Here is a 20,302-nt window from a genome sequence, read left to right on the forward strand (position 1 = left end):
CTGCCACACGGGAGTCAGATCAAGTGAATCAAAGCGGCTCAAAAATCGAGTATAACGAGAAAAAGGACCCGAGTATTCTGGAATGGATGCTGGACAGGAAAAAACAGCTCTGGCACTACCCGCTGGAGCTGACCATCTGCCTGCTGGCCATTTCGTTGAGTGTCTACCACCTGTTCGTCGCCTATGCCGGCTCCCTCGAAGCCCACGCGTTTCGCTCCACGCATCTGACCTTCATGCTGGTGCTGTGTTTTCTGCTGCGGCCCCTGGGGCGCGACAAGTGGACCGATCCGAAAAACGGGTGGTTTGCCGTCGATCTTATTCTGGTAGTTCTCACCATTGCCATTCAGGTCTACGTGTTGTGGGACCTGGACAGTTTTATTTTTCGCCGGGGGGACCTGTCCGACCTGGATATTTACGCCGGCACGGTCTATCTGTTTCTCCTGCTGGAGGCGACGCGGCGGGCCGTCGGGCGGGCAATGGTAATCATTGCCGGGTTCTTCCTGGCCCAGACCGCCTTTTCCGACCATTTTTTCAGCATTTTCTACGGACCGCCCAGTTCCTGGTTTACCATGGTCGATTACCTGTTCATGCGTGAAAACGGGATTTTCAGCATTCCGTTGATGGTGATGGCCACCTATATTTTCCTGTTTATCCTTTTCGGGGCCATCCTGGTCCGGTCGGGTGCCGGCCGGTTTTTCATCAATGTGGCCATGGCCCTGACGGGCAGCAAGGTGGGCGGGCCGGCCAAGGCCTCTGTGGTCAGTTCCTGCCTGATGGCCTCCGTCTCCGGATCGGCGGTGGCCAACGTGGTCACCACCGGCAGCTTTACCATTCCTCTGATGAAACGGGTCGGCTACCGACCTGCTTTTGCCGGTGCGGTGGAAGCCTGCGCGTCCTCGGGGGGGCAGATCATGCCGCCGGTGATGGGCGCGGCCGCCTTCGTCATCGCCGAATTCCTCAATATCCCTTACCTGCAGGTGGCCCTGGCAGGCCTTTTTCCGGCCATCATCTACTTTTTTTCCATCTTCGTAATGGTCCATTTCGAAGCGCGGCGACTGAACCTGTCCACGGTCAGCCGGGAGGAACTGCCCAGTCTGAAAGAAGAAATCAAACGCGGCGGTCACCTGTTTTTATCCATCGTGGTCATCGTGGTGCTCATGGTTATCGGCTATACTCCCATGTTTGCCGCATTCTGGGCCATCATCTCGATCTTGTTGCTGAGCGCACTGCGAAAAGAGACGCGCATGACCCCCGGTGACATCTTCAGTGCCCTCGAGGAAGGCGCCCGCCTGGCGATGCCCGTTTCCATCGCCTGTGCCGCCGCCGGCGTCATCATCGGGTGCGTCTTCGTTTCCGGCCTCGGTCTCAAATTTACCAATGCCATCGTCGTCATTGCCGGGGGGAACCTGTGGATCGCCCTGGTCCTGGCCATGCTGGCCTCTCTGGTGCTCGGCATGGGGCTCACCACGACGGCGGTGTACATCACCCTGGCCGCCCTGGTGATTCCGGCCCTGGTGCACATGGGCGTTGTCCCCATTGCCGGCCACATGTTTGCCTTCTACTTCGGCCTGGTGTCGGCCATCACCCCGCCGGTGGCCCTGGCCGCTTTTGCGGCAGCAGGGATTGCCGGTTCCAATCCCATGGAGACCGGGTTTCACTCATTCCGTCTGGGAATCGCCAAATATGTCCTGCCCTTTGTCTTTGTCTTTGCCCCGGGGATGCTCTTTGTCGGCAGCTGGCATGAGATTCTGCTCGGCATCGTCGGTGGTTTCGCCGGAATTTATGCACTGACGGTGGCGACCGAGGGGTGGATGCTTTCCGAAGTCGGATGGCCGATCCGGATACTCATGGGGGGCTGCGCCCTGCTTTTCTTCGTGCCGGGCCTGCAGCTGACCCTGTCGGGGTCCAACCTGAACCTGCCCTATTTCATGACCCATCTGATCGCATGGATCATTTTCGGCAGCGTACTTTTCATCCAGCGCGCCCAGCGCGCCGGGCTGGCCATGGAGGGATCGCGATGAAAACACACCGGATGATTGAATGGATGCTCGTGGCGGCAACAGCAGGAATCATGATCCTGCTCAAGGAACTGCACTTGGGCGTGACCCATTACAACCTTTTCCTATCGATTCTCATCGGATGGAGCCTGCTGGTTATTTTCGCATTCCGACGGCTATCCGACTGGAGCCGGTCCGAATAATGCACGAAATCACATCCATCCAAGCAACGCCCGTGGACATTGAATCGGTTCGTCGCATAGAGGGGTTCGAGCACATCAAAGGCGAGTTTCCCCTATACCTGAGCGATGAGTCAAAACTGTCTGCGGGGACGGTCGACTATCTTTTTTTCCCTGCCAATGAGTCCGAGCTCTGTGCCGTTGTCAGGGAAATGGGGCAACGGGGCGTCAAGCTGACCATCGCCGGTGCGCGAACCGGCCTCGTCGGCGGCTGCGTGCCCATGCAGGGCGCCTTGATCTCCCTGGAACGGTTGAACCGGATACTGGACATCCGCTACCACGCCCATGCCCAGGAATGGCGGGTACAGGCCGAGTGCGCGATTCCGCTGGGCGAACTGAACCATTGCATCACGACAAAGTCCTTCCCGGACCTGGAACGTCTCGCGGACAGGGGAGGACGGGATGCCTTGAGCCGCTTCAAACAGGACCCGGCCGCCTACTTCTATCCACCCGATCCCACAGAAACGAGCGCCTCCCTGGGAGGGACGGTGGCCACCAATGCGTCGGGCGCCCGCACCTATCGCTACGGCCCCACCCGGGACTGGGTCAGGGGTATCCGGGTGGTTCTGGCCAGCGGAGAAATCCTTTCCGTCCCACGCGGTAAGTACTTCGCCTCACCCAGCGGGAAATTCTGCATTTACGACGCCAAGGGAAACGTTTCCGAATTGAAGGTGGCCGACTACCCGATGCCCCGCACCAAAAGCACCTCCGGGCTGTTCGCCTCGCCGCACATGGACCTGATCGATCTGTTCATCGGGTCGGAAGGGACCTTGGGCATCATTACCACCGTGGAGGTCGGCCTGCTGACAGGCGAGCCCAAGATGTCCATCGTATTGTTCCTGGATTCTGACGAACAGGCCATCACGCTGGCGGAACGGCTTCGGGAAAACAGGCGACTGAAGCTGGATTTGATGGAGTTCTATTCGCAACACGCACTCGACCTGTTGCGGTGGCGAAAGAGTGAAGAACCCCAAGCCATGGACATGCCGCCCATTCCGGAAAAAGCCGGCGCCGCCCTGTTTATCGAAATGTTCTTTGACCCCACGGATGACGCCCCGGACCTGGAGGTCCTCAAAACGGTGGTGGAAAGCGTGGGCGCCGACCTGGACCGGTCGTGGGCGGGAAGCGAACCGGCAGAGATGAAACGGTTCAGGCATTTTCGTCACATGCTGCCCGAAACGGTCAGCACCATCATCGCATCCCGCAAGCGGCAGTATCCGGGCCTCCACCGGGTGAGCGCCGACCTGGCGGTTCCGGATGAACATCTGCGCGACATGTGGCAGGTATACCGGTCGACGTTGGACGGCGCTTCGTTGCAGTGGCTGGCCTATGGTCATATCGGCAACAACCACGTGCATGTCAACGTATTGCCCCGGGATATGCAGGAGCTTGAAAAAGCGCTGGAACTTTACGGGCATTTTGCCCGCAAGGCGGTCGCCTTCGGCGGGGCCGTCTCGGCCGAGCACGGCATCGGGAAAATCAAGATCAAGTTCCTGCGCATCATGTACAGTGAGGAGCAGCTCGCCCAGATGCGGGCCATGAAAAAAGCCCTGGACCCCGGCGGTATTCTCAGTCCCGGCAACATCTTTGCGTGTAAGGAAACCCGATAATCAGGAACCATTCGACCCCATTGGAAACGATTGAATTCCCATCTCTCTATCGCGTTGAGCAGCATGTTGACCAGACTTCGGTTGTCGACGTGGCCGCAGCGGTCAGGCGGCGATTTGCCGCTTTCCAGCCCGGCGGGGGCGTGACAGCTGGGCAGCGGGTGGCTGTGTGTGTCGCCTCCCGCGGAACCCACGATCTGGTGGCGCTGGTCAAGACGACCATCGAATGCCTCGTGAAAATGGGGCTGGACCCCTTCATTATTCCGGCCATGGGGTCCCATGGGGGCGGCAGCGGCCAGGGGCAGCGGATGGTTTTGAAGGGGCTGGGGATCACCGAAGAAACCATGGGGGCTCCGATCACCGCCACCAGTGAAACCGTTTTGCTCGGCCGCCTGGATTCAGGTGCGGAGATTTTTTTTGCCCGGGATGCCCTGGCTGCCGACCACGTCATGGTGGTCAACCGCGTCAAGCCCCACACCGCCTTCCGCGGAGATGTGGAATCCGGTCTCTGCAAGATGCTGGCCGTGGGATGCGGCCGGCGGCGCGGCGCATTGAACATGCACAAATACGATCTGGGCCGGACCATCGTCCCGGCGGCTGAGCTGATTCTTTCCAAAATTCCCGTTCTTGCGGGGCTTGCCGTGACCGAAACCGCCTCGGGCGCCACCCACAGCGTCCGGTTGGCCCGTCCGGACGAATTCGTCAAGACGGATCGGGAACTCCTCGAGGAAGCCTGGGGCCTGCTGCCGCGTCTGCCCATCGATGACCTGGACATCCTGATCGTCGAGGAGATGGGTAAAAACATTTCCGGCGCCGGGATGGATCCCAATGTCATCGGTTTCTGGCGGCGTGAGGGTGGAGAACGGCGGCCCGATTACCGCTGCCTGATCGTGCTCGACCTGACCGCCGCATCCCATGGCAACGCCCACGGGATCGGCATGGCCGATTTGATCACCCGCCGGGTGTTGGACAAGGTGGATCGGCAGGCCACCTATCTGAATGCCCTGACCTCGGGAGTCCTGCGCGCCGGGCGGCTGCCGGTGCCCGTGGACGATGACCGGCAGGCTCTCGAACAGGCACTGGGCATGTTGCCCGATGCATGGGACGCCCGCGTGGCAAGGATCCGTAATACGTCGAACCTGATGACCTTCTGGGTCAGCCGTGCACTCCTGCCTGAACTGACCGCCAGGCCCGGCCTGACCGTTGCGGAAACCCCGGTGGGCCTGGTTTTCGATGAATCCGGCCGCCTGCAGCCCTGCTAATTGGCTGACGTTTGCACAGGGACGGCGTCACGACATCGTCGATGGTTTGGTTTCCCGCTGGCAACAGAAGGACGTCAGGCCGCGGCGGACCGTATCGTCAGGCGATCCATTTCGATACCGGGGCCTGGGCTTCATGCAGCGGCTGCATGACCACATCCAGAAGCACGGGGGCGTTCCGGCTGATGGCCCATTCCAGGGCAGGGCCCAACTCCGGGACCGTTTCTACCCTCCGGCTTTCAATGTTGAATGCCTCGGCTATCTTGGCATTGTCCGTCGCTGTGAAATCGACGGAAAAATATTTCCCTCCCATGACTCGCTGCCCGGCCTTGATCCAGCCGAAGATCCCGTTGTTAACGACCACCATGACGACCGGAATCCGGAGACGGTATATCGTTTCCAGTTCACCGCAGCTGAATCCAAAGCTGCCATCGCCCATGACCGCCACGATCTTTTTGTCCGGCTGGGCAAAGTGTGCCCCCACCGACGCGGGCAGTGAATAGCCCAGGGCGCCATGGGCGCGATTGGTCACGAACTGTCGCCCCGCCATGGGCAGGGTATAGTAGGCGGCCAGAAAAGGGGTCGGCGTGCCCGGGTCACAGACGACGATACCGTCTTCGGGCATGGCTTTGCGCAGTTCCATGACAAACCGTTCCGGGCGGATGGGCGCCTCCTCGGAAGTCAAGCCCTCCACGCCGGCCAAGTAGGCCTCGCGTGACCCGGCAATCCGGTCGGCGGGCCACTTGACCGCCCCCGAACCCTTCAGCCGGAAAGAGAGGGCACGGTTCAACGCCTCCAGACCCAGCCGTGCGTCTCCCACCAGAGGATTGCTCACCGGGTAGGATCGACCGATAACGTGGGGGTTTACGTCTAGCTGCATCACCTCGACGGAACCGGGTTCCGGCAGACTCCATTTTTCGGTAACCACGGAACCGCAGGCACATCCGATGTAAAAAACCAGGTCTGCCTCACGGACCAGATCATGTCGATATGGCAGGCCCCCGTTGCTGCCAACCACGCCGAGTGCATAGGCATGGTCTTCGGCAATGGCGCCCTTTCCGCTGATGGAGGTCGCCACAGGGCAGCCCAGCAGTTCAGCCAATTCCTGCAGTTCGTTCCATGCTTCCGATCGGATAACGCCTGCGCCGGCCACGATCAGTGGTTTTTTGGCCTGCAGCAGGGTATCCGCCGCCTCGGATACCGATCGGGGGTCGGGCGCCTGCCGCACAGCCGGATAGCTGCCATAGCGGCGGTCGATGAAGACGTCGTCGTCCGGGATCTCGTCGGCCTGAGCATTCATCGTCAGTCCGATATGGCAGGCGCCCATAGCGCCGGTGACCGCCTTTTGGAAGGCCTCGCGAAAGGTTCTGGGCAATTCCGACCCCGAATCGGGTGTGCGGGTAAAGACGGTCAGCGACTGAAAAAAGGCATCCTGGTCCATTTCCGTCAACGTTCCCCGCCAGCGGTGAGCCGTGTCGATATCCGATGTCAGGCAGAGCAAGGGAACCGACGATTGATTGGCTTCCGCAACGGCCGGAATGATATAGGTGGCACCGCCGCCGCTGGGGCCCTCGCACACCCCTACTTTGCCGCTGAGCCGTGCGTAGGCATCCGCCATGTATCCTGCCGAGCGCTCGTCCCTTGTCAGTACGTGGATGATGTCCGGCTTGAGGTCATGCAACGCCTCGTAATAGGGAAGGCTGGTATCCCCGCACAATCCAAAAACCACCTTCACACCCGCTTTTTCCAATAAACGTACGATTGCCTCTTTTCCCTGCATCGAAGATTCCCCTGCAAAACGTTGAACGGTCAGATATCGGCTGCCATCGGCCATTGGATACCCGCCTTGTGGACACTGGCCTTGACACCTCTTTTCAACCGGTTTACATTGTGACGATTCGGATTGTCAAGAAAATTGTTAACAATTTTGTTTACTAAATATATCCCCGCAGAAGGGTCGTCCCATGGCTTCTCCCAAACGCAATTACAAGAAGGATTTTCCACGCCTGATCACCCGGCTGGAAAACATGATCGTCATCGGCAAACTTCAACCCCGAGAGCGGCTGGTGGAGGCCGATCTGGCGAACCTGTTCAAGGTCAGTCGGGCCTGGATCCGAGATGCCCTGAAAATCCTGGAAACCAAGGGGCTGGTGAAAATGATCCCCTTCCGCGGGGCCACGGTCGCCGAACTCTCGGAATCCGAGATCGAGGAGATCTTTCAGATACGGGTGGTGCTGGAAAAGCTGTGCAACCGGCTCGCCCTGAAAAATTTCCAGCCCGAACACGCAGAACAGCTGCGCGGTCTGGCCAGCCGGATCGAACAGGCTTATGAAAAGAACCGTTTTGCAGAAATGCTCGAGGCAAATACCCAATTTCACGATCTTATCACTTCGATTGCAGGCAACCGGATGCTGATCGGCATGCTTAAGCAACTGCGGTCCCGGTTTCACCTTTTCAATACGTTTGCCTGGTCTTCACCTGAACTGGTCCGGCAGATCATTGGCGAACACGAGCAGTACATCGAGGCGCTGGAAAAGGGCGACATCGAAACGCTCATCCGCCTCGCCGAAAGTCATATCAGCTATTCCAAAGATTTGTATCTGAAACAATTGAAAGGCCAGATGAAATAACACCGGCCCTTTCCCGGCCTGTTCCCTCACGGCCGGGGCCCTGGCCAGGTGACCGCGGCCGGGTCCGGCATCATCGACACCATGCTGGCGTATTGTCTTTGAACCATCCATGCTTATCGTTTGGAAAATTTTTCGATCATTACTTTCCTTAATGCAAAGGAGGTCGCCATGTCCAAAGCCATCAGAATTCATGAAACGGGAGGACCCGCGGTCATGCGCTGGGAGGATGTTGACCCCGGCGCTCCGGGACCCGGGGAGGTAAGGTTGCAGCAGGAGGCGGTTGGGCTCAACTACATTGATGTTTACCATCGAACGGGACTGTATCCACTGCCTACCATACCCGCCATTCTCGGCCTGGAAGGTGCCGGTGTCGTGGAGTCGGTAGGTGCCGATGTTTCGGAATTCAATCCTGGAGACCGGGTGGCCTACGCAGGTGTTCCGCCGGGCGCCTACGCTGAGGTGCGTTGCATGCCGGCCCATCGTCTGGTACCGCTTCCGGACAGCATTCCCACCCAGCAAGCGGCGGGCATGATGCTTCGAGGCATGACGGCCAGATATCTGCTTTATGGGTGCTATCGCGTCAAAGCCGGCGACCGCATCCTGATCCATGCAGCAGCCGGCGGCGTGGGTTCCATCGTATCCCAGTGGGCCAGCCACCTGGGCGCCGAAGTGATCGGCACCGTGGGCTCGGCGGAAAAGGCAGAGATTGCCAAAAAGAATGGCTGCGCGCATCCCATCTTGTACGGGGAGGTTGATTTTGCCGACCGGGTAAAGGAGCTCACCGGTGGACAGGGTGTGGATGTGGTTTACGACAGCGTTGGTCAGGCCACCTTCATGAAGTCCCTGGACTGCCTCCGGCCCATGGGGATGATGGTCACCTTCGGCCAGGCATCGGGCGCCGTGCCGTCCATGGACATCGGGTTGCTGGCGGCGAAGGGTTCCTTATTTCTCACCCGGCCCAGCCTGATGACATATACGGCCAAACGTGAAGATCTGCTGGCTCACGCGCGTGATCTGTTTGAAGTGGTGGAAAAAGGTGCCGTTACCATTTCCATCGGCCAGACCTACCAACTGAAGGACGCCGCCGCAGCGCATCAGGACCTGGAAGGAAGAAAAACCACGGGCAGCACGGTGCTGCTGACATAGCGGCAGGAAATGCGCTTGCTGTCGCGGGTCAACCGGCGAGCCGAACGGTTCCAGCCCCTTTGGCAACCGTGTCGGCCGCCTGATTGACCATCGCCAGGTCGCACTCGATCAGGGTGGCACCTGACTGCACCTCGGTTCGCCTGACCACACCCGAGCAAGTCAAGGTGTCTCCCGGAACAGCGCTGCGAAGGACTTTCCATTCCAGCCGCCGGATCTCTGCGCGGTGATCCATCGCCCGCTCCAGCAGGCGCGAGAAAAAGTTGCCGATCAGCGCCCGCTGAACCACTATGTCGGGCAGACCTTCATCTCTGGCACTTTCACGGTTGTAGTGAATGGCATGCCGGTTCCAGGTTATGGCGCTGAACATGAAAAGTTGCTGGCAATCCGGCTTTATCACCAGTTTTTCCAATTCGGTCCCGACTTCCCAACTCTGCCCATCGTGGATTGACTCTTTCATGATCGTCCGGCCTTACATGCGTTTAATGAAGGTGGTGACCTCTTTGGCGGCCAATTCCTGTCTCTGGTTGTAGAAGCAGGTTTCGTGGACAATAAAATACAAGCGGCCCCGCTTGCCCTGCTTGGTATGGATATCCGTGATTTTGGATGCGACGACGATCGTATCCCCGGGTTTGAAGCGGATGTAATTTTCAAACACGCTTCCTCCACCCACCAGCTTCCTGGCCGGTAACGGGACAGCGGCCTCCACCGGCGACCCGTCAGGCAGGAGATGGTCAGCAGGGACATCTTCGAAGGCAAATGCCTGGCCGAACAAGGGCGGGGCAACGATTGTGTTGAACCGGGTCGTTCTGGCATAGACCTCATCGTAATAGAGCGGATTCGGGTCGCCGATGGCCTGGGCAAATCGTTTGATATCCTTTCGGGTGACCACATATTCTCGCCGTTTCTCCACCCCGATCAATTTGAGGGCATCGGCAGGCAGTTCGTCGTTCATGTTCGCAACCTCTCCCACGGGGTTAACGCCAGCCGGGCAGAGTCCCATCCGGCGCAGCGGTCATCCGGCGGCCTGTCATTCCCGCTGGCCAGGAGGCCCGGGCACTTCCGGGCCGACTATAGCACCCTGGTTTTCATTTCGTCGAATGGAAAATGCCGGACAGCAGGTTGGCCTCGATGCCTGAATCATGAAAACCGATCATGGGTATCTTCTCCTCATCGTCAGTTGCCCAATGGATCAATCCAACGCAGCGTGTTGACGCGTCCCATACCCGGCTCTTCCCGTCGGGACCGGTGCTGCGGATCCAAGCTTGAACATCCCCGGCAAATCCGATAAACATGGCTTTCTGAATATCCACACCCAAAACAGGTAGCCGCCATGAGCGATATTTCCAAAGAGATCCCCGCAGACCTTTTGTCGACGCTGTTGGACAACCCCTATGAATGCTTGATCCTGGTGGATGCCGACGGAATTATTCGTTTCATGAGCAGTGCCAACGAGGGGATCTACCCGGTGTCGTTAGCGGAAGCGGTGGGGCGCCACATAACCGAAGTCAGCCCCCACACCCATATGCCTCGGGTCCTGAAGAGCGGCAAGGCAGAAATTGGCAAATCCACATAGGAGGAAAGCAATGGCTATCCAAAAGGTTATGGTTGTGGGAGCAGGATTGATGGGCAGTGGTATCGCCCAGGTCTGCGCCCAATCCGGGATCGGGGTCATATTGACCGATAAGTCCGCAGAGGTGGTCGAACGGGCGCTGGAGAACATCGCCTGGTCGGTGGACAAATTCATCCAGAAAGGCCGACTGGCCGAGGACCGGGACACGATCATGGGACGCATTACACCGGTGCAGGACGTTGCTGCCGGCGCCGAGGTGGATCTGGCGATCGAGGCCGTTTTCGAAAAAATCGAATTGAAGCGGGACCTATTCAAGGACCTCGATCGCACCTGCAGGCCGGAAGCCCTGATCGCCAGCAATACGTCTGCCATTCCGATCACCGAACTGGCGGCCATGACCGAACGGCCGGAGAAAGTTCTCGGGATTCACTTTTTCAGCCCGGTGCCGATGATGCAGGCGGTCGAGGTCATCAAGGGGATTGCCACCAGTGACGAGACGGCTTCGGTCGGCAAACGGTTTGTGGAGCAGATCGGCAAGGAGCCGATCATGGTCAACCGGGACGTCGCCGGATTCGTGATCAACCGGATCAACTTTCCCTCGACGATCGAGGCCATGCGCCTGGTCGAAGAGGGGGTAGCTACGGTGGCGGACATCGACAAAGGCTTGCGCCTGGGTGCAGGGCGCAAGATGGGCATTTTTGAAACCGGTGACATGGTGGGCCTCGATGTGACTTACGGTGCCATGATGGCGATTCACCAGGAAACCGGAGACCCCCGTTTCTATCCCCCACTGCTGTTGCGGAGAAAGGTTAAAGCGGGGCACCTGGGACGCAAGACCGGCAAGGGATGGTACGACTATGATGCGGATGGGAAAAAAAAATAGGCCGGCCAAACTGAATTTCAGGATACCAGAACACCGTCCATGACAACGGATGCATGCCAGGTTTGAAACGCCTGACCGACACGGTGCATCGGCATGGCGCCCGGGTGGCCCTCCAACTGGCCCACGCGGGTTTGGAAGCCCACAAACACCAGGCCTTTCGGCATTCGGGGGCGATCGCCCCGTCGGTGGTACCGGGCGACCCCTATTGCGAGGCGTCCTGCCGGACCATGACCGGGGACGAGATAGCCGCGGTTGTCCGGGCGTTTGGCGATGGCGCCCGAAGGGCCCGAAAGGCCGGTTTCGATGCGGTTCAGGTTCACGGCGCCCACACCTATCTGGTGGGCCAGTTCCTTTCCCCTTCATCAACCGGCGCACCGATCGGTGGGGCGGGAACTTCGAGAACCGGAACCGATTCCTGCATGCCATCTACCATGATATCCGGACAAAGGTCGGGCCGGACTATCCGGTGATGATCAAACTCGGGGTCGAGGACAGATTGGCCGGCGGGCTGAGAAGCGCGACGTTGATGGAAACCGTTGTTCGTTCCGGTGAAGCGGACGTCGCATCCCTTTGCCGGCCGTTGATCCGGGAGCCTGACCTGATTCGCCGCTGGGAAGACGACCTGAACCATAAACCGGCCTGCATCTCCTGTAACCGCTGTTTTGAGGCGCTGCTCGAGGGACGTCCGCTCCGGTGCGTCGTGGATGGCTGATGGCTAAGCGTTGAACCATGCCGGGTTTTTGGTTGCCCCGAACAAGGGCGCATTCGGTCGGGATGGCACCCCTATCAGCGGATGTGCATCTGACCATGCCCGCAACCGTCAGCGGGTCTCCCGGGGCAGCGCTGTGCGCGGTTTTCCATTCCATTGCCAGGATCGGTGCACGGTGATGCGTCCCCCGTTCCAACAGCCTGGCAAAAAAATACCGATCGGCTGTCGCTGAACCGGTACGTATTACCCGGCCCACTCGTCAATGACTGCTTTGGCAGCCCGAAACGCCTCCACACCGGCAGGAACGCCACAATATACCGCGGATTGCAGAAGTACGTCTTGAATTTCCGCTGCCGTACACCCGTTTCGCAATGCCCCGCGAACGTGCAGCTTTAATTCTACAGGCGCTTTAAGTGCTGCCAGGGTAGCGATAGTGACCAAGCTGCGTGTCTTTCTCGAAATCGTATCGCGTGTCCATATCTCGCCCCAGCAATTTTCAGTCACCAGGTCCTGGAACGGCCTGGTGAAATCGGTGGCGGCATTGATTGCCTTGTCCACGTAATCATCCCCAAGCACCGCTCTTCTCACCGACATGCCTTTTTCATATTTCTCACTGCTCATTTTTCTGTTTATCCTTGGCTAACGTGGCTGACGAAAACCCCGGGTCGTCGTCAGACTCGTGCGGGTTGTGTTGAATTACCGTCCTGTCATCCCGGGGGTTCCGGCAGATTCAATATTTTCCGCGCCTCACCCGGGGTGGCAACCTCCCGGCCGAGCATTTGGGCCAGCTGCACCACCCGCGCCACCAGTTGCTGATTGGTGGCCAGATCTCCCCGCCTGAAATAGATGTTGTCTTCCAGGCCCACACGCACATGACCGCCCATCAGAATGGCATGGGTGGTCATGGGCAGTTGGGCCTTGCCGATGCCGGCGGCCGTCCACGTAGATCCGGGAGGGAGGCTGTTGCGCAGATGCACCAGGTTCTCCACGGTGGCCGGGATCGCCCCTTTCAGTCCCATGACAAAATCAAAATGGAGCGGAGGAACCGCCAGCCCTTTTTCCACCAGGGCGGCCGCGTTGCTGATCATGCTCACGTCGAAGATTTCGACCTCCGGCTTGATGCCGTATCTCTGCATGTCGGCGGCCAGGGCCTCGATCAGGGCCGGACTGTTTTCGTATACCGAATTGGGGAAGTTGACCGACCCGGTGGTCAGGCTGGCCATTTCCGGTTGGAGCCGCAGCCGTTCGCAGCGCTGTTCGTAAGCCATGCCGGCCCGCCCGCCGGTCGATATCTGGGTGATCAGGCGGGTGTTGGCCCGGATGCCGTCGATGATCGCTGCGAACAGGCCGTAATCCGTGGCCGGCGATTCGTCCTGCAGATTTCTGGCGTGCAGGTGAATCAGCGACGCGCCAGCCTTTTCGCAGGCGATGCCGTCGCGCACGATCTCTTCCGGGGTGATGGGAACGTGGGGCGTGATCCGCTTGGTGGGCAGCGACCCGGTAACCGCCGCGGTAATGATGAGTTTATCCATGGAACCTCGTTCGATGGCTGATCGCCCAGCCGGGTTACCTTTCGCGGTTCTGGTCCGCCAGCACCTGTTCGATGGCGGTCCGTATGTTGCGGGCCACGTACTCGAAATCGGCGCTGTCCATGACAAAGGGCGGCGCGACGATGATGGCATCGCCGTCGACTCCGGCGAGCCCGGTCGATTTGTAGGTAATGATCCCCCTGTCGAACAGGGCCTGCCAGACCTTCTCGGTGACCTGCTGATCCCGCGGAAACGGCGTGTTGGACGCCCGGTCGTTGACCAGTTCCACGCCCCACAGGAAGCCGCGGCCGCGCACGTCGCCGACCCAGGGCAGATCGGATAAGTGGTTGCTCAGCGTCTCGCCCAGCGCGGGGCCCCATTCGGCCACCCGCTCCACCAGGCGCTCGCGCTCCAGGATGCGCACCAGGGCCAGTCCGGCGGCGGCGGCCACCGGGTGGTGGGAAAAGGTGCCTCCATGGACGAAACCGCCCCCATGGCTGCAGATCGCTTCGAAGTGCGCGTTGTTGACACCGACGGCGGAGAGCGGCACCGTGCCGCCAGCCAGGCCCTTGCCCAGGGTGACCAGGTCGGGCACCACGCCGTCGTGCTGGCAGGCGAACCAGTGACCGGTGCGCCCCATGCCGCAGAGCACTTCATCCAGGATCAGAATTACATCGTAGGCATCGCAGATGTCGCGGATGGCCTGCAGGTACCCCGGCGGCGGGGGATAGGCCGCCAGGGTGCCGCCGCTGACGGTTTCGGCCAGAAAGGCGGACACGGTTTCCGGCCCCATGTTCAGGATCGTCTCTTCCAGGGCCAGGGCGCAGCGCAGGCGGCAGTCGGGAAAGGTCAACCCGTAGGAACAGCGCAGGCAATAGGGCGGCGGAATGTGGACCGCGTCGGCCAGCATGGGGGCGAACGGCGTGCGAAACGTCGTGCGTCCCATGGCCGACAGCGCGCCCAGCGAGAGGCCGTGGTAGGATTTCCAGCGCGAAATCAACCGGAATTTCTCAGGTCTCCGGTTGGCCAGGTGGATCTGGCGGGCCAGCTTGATGGCGGCTTCGACCGCCTCGCCGCCGCCGGAGAGGAAATAAAACCGCCCGATCCCCTCGGGGGCGTGTGCGGCCAGGGCCGACCCAAGGGATTCGGCTGCCGGGGTGGTGAACATGGTGGGGTGGATGTAATCGTAGGCCAGAATCTGATCGTAGACCGCCTGGGCGATCTCCACCCGGCCGTGCCCGGCATTGACCACGATGGCGCCGCCGCTGGCATCCAGGTAGCGCTTGCCCTCCTGATCCTCGATCCAGACCCCGTCGGATTTCACCGCCACGGGCAGCGGCGGGTTCAGGCGCCTGGGGAACACGTTTCCCTCGCGCCGGCTGCTTGCCTTGACCGTCATTGTCCATCCTTTCGCCAATCCAGGTTGCCATAGCGCCACAGGATCCAGTCCCACAACCGGATCCGGGCCACATCGATACCTATCACGCTGCCCGAGGCCAGGGTATCCACCGCAACGGGGGTACCGCTTATGGTCATTCGGGTGTCGTTGACCGCAGAAATGAAAAAATCGAAGCCTTCCTTCAGGGGGGCCAGCCCCTCGTCGACCACCAGCCAGGACCCCTCCCGCCGGGTCCGCTGAACCCGGGTGTTGGGCAGACCGGACCCCACCGACGCCATGCGCGTCTCGCTGGCCTGAAGCACCGGCCCCGCTCCGGTGACGAAAACGCCCTCCACCAGGGTCTTCTCCACGGAATGGCGATACCGCAGACGAACCTCGTCGCCGGCCGCCACCCGCACCGCGGCAAAGAGCCGGTTGTTCTCCCGGGGCAGCCTTACCGTTACCGCGTCCACCCGCAGAAACAGCACCAGGCCGGCCAGCAGGGCCAGGCTGGCCGCAGGCACGGCCAGGCGTTTCCAGCGTCCCCCCATGGCCGGGCCTACGTCGTAACGGCCAGTGCCGGCGTCCGGTTGGCGCGCGACCGCTGCCAGAAATAAAGGGCCGCCACCGAAACGATGGCCAGGCCGTTCACCAGGTGCCGGTTGATCAGTAAATCGCCGACGACCAGGTGATTCGGGTTGACCAGCAAAAAAGCCAGCCCCAGGAACAGCAGGCGTTCGACGATGGGCGTTTTGACCTTCCAGTGACCCTGGATGAACACCGACCAGCAGAACATGCCCAGGATGCACAGCGGCACGATGTAAAGAATTTCGGCCAGGGTGGTGTCGATCATGAGCAGCTTGGTGTTGTAGATGAACATGAACGGCAGGGTGAACGCCGCCAGGTCCAGGCGGAAGCTCTTCCACCCGGTTTTGATGGGATCCGCCCCGGCGATGCCGGCGGCTGCGTATGCGCACAGCCCCACCGGCGGCGTGTCGTCGGCCACGATGCCGTAGTAGAAGACGAACAGATGCACGGCGATGATGGGCAACCCCAGTCCCAGGTCGCTGCTGATGGTCATGATGGCCGGAGCGGTCATGGCCGCCATGATGATGTAGGTGGCGGTGGTGGGCAGGCCCATGCCGAGGATGATGGAGGCGAACACCGAGAAGATCAGGGTCAGCAGCAGGCTGCCGGCGGCGGCCTCGGTGATCAGGGTGGCCATCTTGAGGCCCAGGCCGGTCAGGGTGACCACGCCGATGATGATGCCGCAGCAGGCGCAGGCCGCGGCGATGCCGGCCATGTTGCGGGCGCCGGCGTCCAATGCGCCGACGATCTCCGACACGGTCCGGCGTCCGACGAACCCCTGGGGCCGCCGGCGGTAGGTGTCGTAGGCGTCGGGATCTTCACCCAGGGTCGCACCGGCCGCCACCCGTGGAAAGCGCCAATAGGCCCGGTAGACGTTGTTGCCCAGGGCCACCACCATGGCGGCCAGAATCGACCAGGAGGCCGACGTGGTGGGCGTCCACATGGTCACCAGCAGCAGCCACACCAGCAGGAACAGGGGAATCAGGTAGTGCAGGCCCGACAGCAGGGTCCTGATCATGGGCGGGCACTCCTCCCTGGTCAGCCCGCGGATCCCCTCCTTGACCGCCTCCAGGTGTACGATGCAGAAGATGGCCGTGTAGGAGAGGATCGCCGGAATGAAGGCCGCCTTGACGATCTGCAGGTAGGGCACGCCGATGATTTCGGCCATGATGAAGGCCGCTGCGCCCATGATGGGTGGCATGAGCTGGCCGTTGGTCGAGGCGGCCACCTCCACGGCGCCGGCCACGTGGGGTTTGAAGCCCACCTTTTTCATCAGTGGAATGGTCATGGCGCCGGTGGTCACCGTGTTGGCGATGGATGACCCCGAGATGGACCCCATGGCGCACGAGGCCACCACGGCGGCCTTGGCCGGACCGCCTCGGAACCGGCCCATCACCGCGAAGGAGAGGTTGATCAGGTACTCGCCGGCGCCGATCCGCTCCAGAAAAGCGCCGAAAAGCACGAAGAGGAAGACGAAGGTGGCCGAGACCCGCAGCGGCACCCCCCACAACCCCTCGCCGCTCATATAGACATGGTCGATGATCCGCTTGACCCGGAAGCCCCGATGCCCCAGGTCGCCGGGGATGTAAGGGCCGAAATAGGCGTAAAGCAAAAAGATGATGGTGATGATCGGCAGCATGGGCGACACGCTGCGGCGGGTGGCCTCGAGCACCAGCACGATCAAAACGGCGCCGATGACGATGTCGTAGGTGGGGGCGTTGCCCACCGAGGTCACCACGTGGTCGTAGTTGGCGAACAGGTAGAAGGCCGCCGCCCCGCCGATGACGGCCAGGATGATGTCGGCGATGGTGATCCGGCCGCCGGCGCCCCGGCGCAAGGGAAAGCACAGAAAGCAGAGCACCAGCCCGAAGGTCAGGTGGACGGAGAGCTGTCGGGAGCCGGGCAGTTCGCCGAAAAAGCCGGTGTAAACCTGGAAAAGCGACATGCCGACGGCGATGACCGTGACGACGATGGCGACGATGCCTGAGAACTCCCGGCTTCCGCCCTCGGCGCTACGGGCCATTTTCTTGCTGCTTTCGATGTTTGTGCGATCCTGATCAGCCAACGTACCATCCTCCAGACGTTCGGTTTCGACCTTTTGGCCGGGCGGCGTTCGGCCCTCCCGGCCAAAAGGGATGTTTTAGGGTCGTTTACATGTCACCGCTGAACGCGGGCTATTTGATCACGCCCTTTTCCTTGAAGAACTTCTCGGCACCCGGGTGCAGGGGGATTCCCATGCCGACCAGGGCAGTCTCCAGGCTCAGGTCCTTGAACTTGTCGTGGGCCCCCTGAAGCTGTGGCAGGTCCGAGTACATGGCGTTGAGGATGGCATAGACGATGTCGTCTTCCAGATCGGCGCGGGCGGCCATCATGGCCATGACCGACACGGTGGCGACGTCGCCATCGTTGCCCTTGTAAGTGCCGCCGGCCACCTTCTGCTTGGCGTAGAAGGGGTATTTGGCGACCAGCTTGTCGACATTGGGGCCCTCCACGGGAACGATGTTGCAGTCGACGATCAGGCAGGTGTCCATGATCACGGCCGCACCCACGGCCACGGTGAAGAAGGCCGCATCCAGGCGTCCGTCCTTGATGTAATCGGCTGCCTGGGAGGCATCCAGCTGTTCGGCCTTGTCCAGGTCGGCGGTGGTCAGGCCCCAGGCTTCGAGAATTTGGATCACGTTCTCGGTGGTGCCGGAGCCGACCGGGCCGATGGCCACCTTTTTGCCCTTCAGGTCGGCCGGGGATTTGATGTTGGCATCCTTGCGGGCCAGGATCTGCACATGCTCGGGAAACAGGGTGCAGGCGCCGAGAAGCTTGGTGATGGGGGCGTCGAACATGCCGGCCTTGCCGTGGTAGGCGTAGGAGGCGATGTCGTTCTGCAGAATGGCGAAATCGGTGTCACCGGCCCCGATCAGTTTGGCGTTGGCCACCGATGCCCCCGACGATTCGGCGGTCACCTTGATGTTCTGATCCTGGAGGTGTTTGTAGGCCACCCGCGAAATGGCTCCCGCCATGGGGAAATAGGCGCCGGTGACCCAGCCTGAAGCGATCGAGACGAATCGCCGGGCGGCGACGGCCGGGTTGGCGACCAGGGTGACGCCGAGGATGACAGCAAGAATCAATGGCAGCCAGTACTTGTTGACGGTTTTCATCGAGTAATCCTCCTTGTGGTGTGTGGGTGTTGTAAAATCGGCCAGTACCAGGCCCCTGAAAACGATACTTCCAGGCACCTCCTTTGGTTCTCATGAATGATATCTCATGGCCTGAAAAATGCGTTGGATCAACTCTCGCACGGTCGGCATCAACTTCGCGGCCCCTGCGCTCTCATCGCAATCGACGGCATTGACCGCCATGTTCAAGGCCGTCACACGAACCGATTCCAGACCGAAATCTCCATGGTTGACGTCAACGCCGGCCTCGCGCACCCGGGCGAGAATGTCGACCAGGGCATCCGGATCCGCAGGTGTTTTGGGCATGAAGGCCCGGCAGTCGGATCGTTCGAGGATGACCGGCGCTCAGACCCGTGGCAGATGGGCGGTGCTCCACAACTCCGCAGGCGTGATGACGCCGTAACCGAGCTCGAGTACTCGGGGAGCAATGCGGCAGGCCGTGCGATACGCCTCCTTTTCGATCAGGTCGACCGCCTGCAGGGTGGTGAAGAACCGGCAGGCCGTCGGCAGGGTCGTCTGCATGGCTTCGGCCACCTGGCACAGGCTCATCGGCCCGCACGCCTCGACCGATCTTTCGGGCAGCTTGAATCCGCGGGCCGGCAGATTGATGAACTAGCGGTGTTCGATGGAATTTTGCATGGCAAAATTGATAAACCGTTAAAAACGTCACTTCTCGGACGGCGCCGTCAAAATTGAATCTCGCTATATGAAAGCACATCCGGTGGTGCTTTGCAATCGCCACTTCTCATTGCTGCCACAGGTTGTCGGCGCTTTCGCGGTTGCCCTGAAAGAAAGGGGCATAGAGGCTCCGTGTGTTCGGCTGCGACGAGGCGCTGCATCCAAGGCACCGCATCGGGCCAAGCCCCCCCCGCCGGCCATCGCCGGTTGCGGCATTGTCGCCGCGATCAGCCGCCGACGGTCTTGAACTGTTCCGGGGGGGCGCCGCAGACCGGGCATTTTTTGGGGATCTTCTTGTCGGTCACGTAGCCGCAAACCTGGCAGACATGGTATTCCTTGACCTCATTCTTGATGACATTCATGATCGCCCGCTCATACAGCTTGGCGTGGAAGGCCTCCGCATCCCTGGCGTGACTGAAGGCCAAGGCGGCAACCGTTTCCCCCTCTTCTTCGGCAATCTTCAAAAATTCAGGGTACTCATTCTCGCTGATGGATTTTTCCCGCTGAAAGGATTTCTCCAGATTGGTGTCCGTATCCTTGACGATCAGATCTTTGACCAGATTCATCTGCCGCGTGGCATGCACCCGCTCCGCTTCGGCGATGGCGCGGAACAACAGAGCGACTTGCGGCACTTCCTCCTCGTCCGCCTTTGCCGCATAGGCCAGCAGCCGGAAGTACGCCTTTGCCTCACCGATGAATGCTTTGTGGATGTTTTCCTTGGTCCTGGGTTGCATTGCCACCTCCATGAATTAAGAAAGGGTTCGAGGGATCAAGGGATCAAGCGAAGGATCAGCCATTTTCGATTGGCTGGTTCGACCAATAAGAAAAAACGGTTCCAGAGGGCGTTAAGATCCACACGCGCATCTTTGCGCATATCCTCAGAATCCTTTCCCCCTTGTTCCCTTGAATCCTTTTTCGT

General features: G+C 60.5%; 22 protein-coding genes and 1 pseudogene. 10 read left to right on the top strand and 13 right to left on the bottom strand.

Annotation, left to right across the window (positions count from 1 at the left end; all coding sequences use genetic code 11):
* Positions 1-23 precede the first annotated feature (23 nt).
* Genes ACZCED_RS14480 through ACZCED_RS14495 form a run of 4 tightly spaced genes read left to right on the top strand, consistent with a single transcriptional unit; the run spans position 24 to position 5,105 of the window.
* Positions 24-2,021 carry a TRAP transporter permease gene (locus ACZCED_RS14480; protein ID WP_462969718.1) on the top strand — a complete coding sequence of 666 codons (1,998 nt, stop codon included), beginning with the start codon at positions 24-26 and terminating at the stop codon, positions 2,019-2,021.
* Complete coding sequence (locus ACZCED_RS14485) at positions 2,018-2,200, top strand: hypothetical protein (protein WP_462969717.1); 183 nt, start codon at positions 2,018-2,020, stop codon at positions 2,198-2,200. Before ACZCED_RS14480 ends, ACZCED_RS14485 begins: the two co-directional genes overlap by 4 nt.
* Positions 2,200-3,846 carry an FAD-binding oxidoreductase gene (locus ACZCED_RS14490; RefSeq protein WP_462969716.1) on the top strand — a complete coding sequence of 549 codons (1,647 nt, stop codon included), beginning with the start codon at positions 2,200-2,202 and terminating at the stop codon, positions 3,844-3,846. Before ACZCED_RS14485 ends, ACZCED_RS14490 begins: the two co-directional genes overlap by 1 nt.
* A gap of 20 nt (positions 3,847-3,866) precedes the next feature.
* Entirely contained in the window at positions 3,867-5,105 is a 1,239-nt protein-coding gene (locus tag ACZCED_RS14495; protein ID WP_464861087.1) for a nickel pincer cofactor-dependent isomerase, group 22, read from the top strand.
* Positions 5,106-5,202: 97 nt separating this feature from the next.
* Here ACZCED_RS14495 and ACZCED_RS14500 read toward each other — a convergent pair whose 3' ends face one another.
* Positions 5,203-6,882: a thiamine pyrophosphate-binding protein gene (locus ACZCED_RS14500; protein WP_462969714.1), complete on the bottom strand. Its 1,680-nt coding sequence runs from the start codon at positions 6,880-6,882 to the stop codon at positions 5,203-5,205.
* A gap of 184 nt (positions 6,883-7,066) precedes the next feature.
* Here ACZCED_RS14500 and ACZCED_RS14505 point away from each other — a divergent pair, with 184 nt between their 5' ends.
* Together ACZCED_RS14505 and ACZCED_RS14510 are read left to right on the top strand one after the other, a co-directional pair.
* A complete protein-coding gene (locus ACZCED_RS14505) occupies positions 7,067-7,732 on the top strand; it encodes a GntR family transcriptional regulator (protein WP_462969713.1) in 666 nt (221 codons plus the stop codon).
* Positions 7,733-7,900: 168 nt separating this feature from the next.
* Entirely contained in the window at positions 7,901-8,878 is a 978-nt protein-coding gene (locus ACZCED_RS14510; RefSeq protein ID WP_462969712.1) for a quinone oxidoreductase family protein, read from the top strand.
* 28 nt (positions 8,879-8,906) lie between these two features.
* On the opposite strand, the gene ACZCED_RS14515 is transcribed toward ACZCED_RS14510, so the two are convergent.
* The 3 genes from ACZCED_RS14515 to ACZCED_RS14525 form a co-directional block, all read right to left on the bottom strand.
* Positions 8,907-9,335, bottom strand: a complete 429-nt coding sequence (locus ACZCED_RS14515; RefSeq protein ID WP_462969711.1) for a hotdog family protein — start codon at positions 9,333-9,335, stop codon at positions 8,907-8,909.
* 12 nt (positions 9,336-9,347) lie between these two features.
* Positions 9,348-9,830 carry an FAS1-like dehydratase domain-containing protein gene (locus ACZCED_RS14520; protein WP_464861088.1) on the bottom strand — a complete coding sequence of 161 codons (483 nt, stop codon included), beginning with the start codon at positions 9,828-9,830 and terminating at the stop codon, positions 9,348-9,350.
* A 133-nt stretch (positions 9,831-9,963) separates the two neighbouring features.
* Complete coding sequence (locus ACZCED_RS14525; protein WP_462969709.1) at positions 9,964-10,170, bottom strand: hypothetical protein; 207 nt, start codon at positions 10,168-10,170, stop codon at positions 9,964-9,966.
* A 38-nt stretch (positions 10,171-10,208) separates the two neighbouring features.
* On the opposite strand from ACZCED_RS14525, the gene ACZCED_RS14530 reads away from it, so the two are divergent.
* The 4 genes and pseudogenes from ACZCED_RS14530 to ACZCED_RS14545 all read left to right on the top strand — a co-directional run bounded on the left by ACZCED_RS14530 (position 10,209) and on the right by ACZCED_RS14545 (position 12,043).
* The gene (locus ACZCED_RS14530; protein ID WP_462969708.1) at positions 10,209-10,451 is read left to right on the top strand and encodes a hypothetical protein; all 243 of its coding nucleotides are present in this window, start codon (positions 10,209-10,211) and stop codon (positions 10,449-10,451) included.
* Positions 10,452-10,461: 10 nt separating this feature from the next.
* Positions 10,462-11,331 (top strand): 3-hydroxyacyl-CoA dehydrogenase family protein, encoded by an 870-nt coding sequence (locus ACZCED_RS14535; protein WP_464861089.1) that lies wholly within the window; start codon positions 10,462-10,464, stop codon positions 11,329-11,331.
* A gap of 53 nt (positions 11,332-11,384) precedes the next feature.
* A pseudogene (locus ACZCED_RS14540) lies at positions 11,385-11,776 on the top strand (oxidoreductase); the annotation flags it as partial.
* 21 nt (positions 11,777-11,797) lie between these two features.
* Entirely contained in the window at positions 11,798-12,043 is a 246-nt protein-coding gene (locus ACZCED_RS14545) for a hypothetical protein (protein WP_462969736.1), read from the top strand.
* Positions 12,044-12,283: 240 nt separating this feature from the next.
* On the opposite strand, the gene pcaC is transcribed toward ACZCED_RS14545, so the two are convergent.
* The 9 genes from pcaC to ACZCED_RS14590 form a co-directional block, all read right to left on the bottom strand.
* The gene (pcaC, locus tag ACZCED_RS14550; RefSeq protein ID WP_464861090.1) at positions 12,284-12,661 is read right to left on the bottom strand and encodes a 4-carboxymuconolactone decarboxylase; all 378 of its coding nucleotides are present in this window, start codon (positions 12,659-12,661) and stop codon (positions 12,284-12,286) included.
* Between the two features lie 86 nt (positions 12,662-12,747).
* Complete coding sequence (locus ACZCED_RS14555; RefSeq protein WP_462969705.1) at positions 12,748-13,572, bottom strand: beta-keto acid cleavage family enzyme; 825 nt, start codon at positions 13,570-13,572, stop codon at positions 12,748-12,750.
* Positions 13,573-13,606: 34 nt separating this feature from the next.
* The gene (locus ACZCED_RS14560; protein ID WP_462969704.1) at positions 13,607-14,968 is read right to left on the bottom strand and encodes an aminotransferase family protein; all 1,362 of its coding nucleotides are present in this window, start codon (positions 14,966-14,968) and stop codon (positions 13,607-13,609) included.
* Positions 14,965-15,498 carry a DUF1850 domain-containing protein gene (locus tag ACZCED_RS14565; protein WP_462969703.1) on the bottom strand — a complete coding sequence of 178 codons (534 nt, stop codon included), beginning with the start codon at positions 15,496-15,498 and terminating at the stop codon, positions 14,965-14,967. Before ACZCED_RS14565 ends, ACZCED_RS14560 begins: the two co-directional genes overlap by 4 nt.
* Positions 15,499-15,506: 8 nt before the next feature.
* Entirely contained in the window at positions 15,507-17,600 is a 2,094-nt protein-coding gene (locus ACZCED_RS14570) for a TRAP transporter permease (RefSeq protein ID WP_462969702.1), read from the bottom strand.
* Between the two features lie 109 nt (positions 17,601-17,709).
* A complete protein-coding gene (locus ACZCED_RS14575; protein ID WP_462969701.1) occupies positions 17,710-18,687 on the bottom strand; it encodes a TAXI family TRAP transporter solute-binding subunit in 978 nt (325 codons plus the stop codon).
* Between the two features lie 90 nt (positions 18,688-18,777).
* Positions 18,778-19,011 (bottom strand): hypothetical protein, encoded by a 234-nt coding sequence (locus ACZCED_RS14580; protein WP_462969700.1) that lies wholly within the window; start codon positions 19,009-19,011, stop codon positions 18,778-18,780.
* Positions 19,012-19,050: 39 nt separating this feature from the next.
* Positions 19,051-19,254 (bottom strand): hypothetical protein, encoded by a 204-nt coding sequence (locus ACZCED_RS14585; protein WP_462969699.1) that lies wholly within the window; start codon positions 19,252-19,254, stop codon positions 19,051-19,053.
* Between the two features lie 356 nt (positions 19,255-19,610).
* The gene (locus ACZCED_RS14590; RefSeq protein ID WP_462969698.1) at positions 19,611-20,117 is read right to left on the bottom strand and encodes a rubrerythrin family protein; all 507 of its coding nucleotides are present in this window, start codon (positions 20,115-20,117) and stop codon (positions 19,611-19,613) included.
* Positions 20,118-20,302: the final 185 nt, after the last annotated feature.

The organism is Desulfosarcina sp. (assembly GCF_055467485.1).